General features: G+C 45.6%; 3 protein-coding genes and 1 pseudogene. All 4 read left to right on the forward strand.

The features are described 5' to 3' along the window. Nucleotides 1–258: pseudogene (locus tag C6H66_RS24005) on the forward strand (baseplate assembly protein); the annotation flags it as partial. Next, nucleotides 255–719: a phage GP46 family protein gene (locus tag C6H66_RS24010; protein WP_105396959.1), complete on the forward strand. Its 465-nt coding sequence runs from the start codon at nt 255–257 to the stop codon at nt 717–719. The pseudogene C6H66_RS24005 and the gene C6H66_RS24010, both read left to right, overlap by 4 nt. Next, the gene (locus C6H66_RS24015) at nt 691–1,830 is read left to right on the forward strand and encodes a baseplate J/gp47 family protein (protein WP_105396960.1); all 1,140 of its coding nucleotides are present in this window, start codon (nt 691–693) and stop codon (nt 1,828–1,830) included. Before C6H66_RS24010 ends, C6H66_RS24015 begins: the two co-directional genes overlap by 29 nt. After that, the gene (locus tag C6H66_RS24020) at nt 1,827–2,423 is read left to right on the forward strand and encodes a YmfQ family protein (RefSeq protein ID WP_105396961.1); all 597 of its coding nucleotides are present in this window, start codon (nt 1,827–1,829) and stop codon (nt 2,421–2,423) included. The genes C6H66_RS24015 and C6H66_RS24020 overlap by 4 nt, the downstream gene beginning before the upstream one ends. Nucleotides 2,424–2,491: the final 68 nt, after the last annotated feature.

The raw sequence follows: 2,491 nt of genomic DNA on the forward strand, positions 1-2,491 counted from the left end.
GGGATCACTATTGAAGCCAAGGGCCAGCCCATTACTGTGAATAATGCAACACAGGTAACAATCAACGCTAGCGAGTCTGTACTTTGTAACACGCCAATTTTAAAAGTGACAGGTGATATCGTTGATAACTGCAATAGTAACTCTTCAACAATGAAACAGTTGCGTGATTCGTATAACCGGCATACGCATAAAGTATCCGGTGTGGAATCTGGCGGTTCAACAGTGACGAGTCAACAAACCGGGGAGCCAGTGAAATGAGTGATATTACTTCGTACTGGGATGTGAATAAGATTCATGCCGATTGGCTGGCGGGGAACGGGGATTTGGTCACTGGAGACGATTTGCAAACTGCAATGATAGTTAGTCTGTTTACAGATAGACAGGCACGTAGTGATGATGAAATCGACGGAGTTGACAGAAAGGGCTGGTGGGGTGATGTCGGCTCGGATTACCAAATTGGCTCAAGATTATGGTTAATTCGACGCCAAAAACTCACTACCGCCGTCGCGCTGAAAGCAGAAGATTATGCGCGTGAGGCGCTACAGTGGATGTTAGACGATGGCGTTGTCGCTTCTGTAAATATCAACACTCAAATCGTTTACCCAAATCGATTAAATATGATTATTCGCTATCAACGGCCAGGAAGAGAAGCCGAAGATCTGAGATTTTTTTGGGTATGGGAAAAGAATAATGCCATTCAAACGACAAACACTATCTGAGCTGCGCGAGCAGAACCGCAGCTTTTTACAGTCTGAACTTGATGATGCCGGCACATTGCTGAGATATTCAAACATGGGCGTTCTTGCTGACATGGACGCCGGCATGGCTCATTTACACTACGGCTATCTTGACTATATCGCACTGCAAACTACGCCCTTTACTGCAACTGATGAACATCTCGCAGGTTGGGGGGCAATGAAAAAAGTCTTTCGCAAACCCGCTAACGCAGCCATTTGCAATGATTACCAGTTCACGGGTACGGAGGGCGTAATTGTTCCAGCCGGGACGATATTAAATCGGGGCGACGGTTATCAATACAAAACGCTTTATGACGTCCGTATCGCGCAAGATGGCACCGCTAATGCATTGATAACAGCAATTTTGCCAGATATCTCTGATGATGTGACTGGTGGAGGAAGCGCAGGTAATGCTGACGCGGGGACAGTGTTAACACTCGATCAAAGTATTGCCGGGGTTGACGTTCAGGGAAAAGCTGTAACACCGATTATCGGCGGGGCAGATATTGAAAATGAAGATGATTTTCGTTCCCGAATTCTTCTTGCGTACCAAGGGTTACTATCAGGCGGCTCTGATGATGACTACAAGTTGTGGGCTTTGTCCGTGCCGGGTGTTACTCGTGTGTGGATTCGCCGGCGAGCGATGGGTGCTGGTACTGTTGGCATCTATATCATGTGCGATAATAACGGAAAGGGCGGTTTCCCAACCGGTACTGATGGATTTTCTAGCTTAGAAAACTACGGTACGTCAGCAACAGGAGATCAAGCAAGAGTTGCGGATTACATCTACCCGTTACAACCTGTTACGGCCTTAGTCTGGGTTTGCTCCCCAATTCAGCGTAAAATTGACATTATAATCAACGGTATATCTTATGTTAGTCGTGATGTAACGAATGCTATTGCAGCCGCTATTGATAATGTATTTTTTGAAAGTGGAAATCCTGACGGAACCGGAAAAGTTCTTATTTCAGAATTGCAATATGCGATTGCTGATGTGCCAGGTACTGCGGGATTCGTCATCACAAATCCGACAAGCAATATCAAATTAGGGGTTGGAGAACTGCCGTTGCGAGGGGAGGTTATCTATACATGAGTCGATATAGCGTAGAAGACTATACATCAGCATTAAACGGATTGTTACCGTCTGGCTTAGCATGGACTCGTCAGCCCTCATCTGTTATGAATGCAGTAACAAGGGCGATTGCGCATTCATATTATCGAAGTGATCGGGACGCGTGGGGATTGATTGAAGGCGCTTTCCCGGCCACAGCAACTATCATGCTACCTGAATGGGAAAAGTCGCTAGGTTTGCCAGATGATTGCGGGATTGGGGAAGTTGATACTATTCCGCTCAGACAGAAAACGGTTGTTTCGCGATTATTAAGAGATGGTGGACAGTCGAAAGAATTTTTCATTAATCTGGCTGCGACAATGGGCTATACCATCACAATCACTGAATATCGACAAGCACGAGCGGGACAGTCTCGTTGCGGAGAAGCCTTGAACGGTGAAGACTGGCCGTTTACATGGCGAATTAACGCACCAAAAACAACTATTTTCTATGCCGTGGCTGGTGGCAGTTATTGCGGCGATCCGTTGAGGTCATGGGGTAATAAGAGGCTTGAATGTCAATTTAATCGTCTTTGTCCATCTCATACAATTCTGCAATTCGGCTACAGCAACTAAATAACCCTTTATTTATTATTTTCTAATCACCTTATGAGTGAGGTTTTGCTATGCAAAAAATTGTGATA

The sequence above is a fragment of the Photorhabdus hindustanensis genome (assembly GCF_002968995.1).
Classification (GTDB): Bacteria; Pseudomonadota; Gammaproteobacteria; order Enterobacterales; family Enterobacteriaceae; genus Photorhabdus; species Photorhabdus akhurstii.

Coding starts and splice junctions, on each gene's coding strand:
- C6H66_RS24010 (WP_105396959.1), top strand. CDS start 255: ATGAGTGATATTACTTCGTACTGGGATGTGAATAAGATTCATGCCGAT.
- C6H66_RS24015 (WP_105396960.1), top strand. CDS start 691: ATGCCATTCAAACGACAAACACTATCTGAGCTGCGCGAGCAGAACCGC.
- C6H66_RS24020 (WP_105396961.1), top strand. CDS start 1,827: ATGAGTCGATATAGCGTAGAAGACTATACATCAGCATTAAACGGATTG.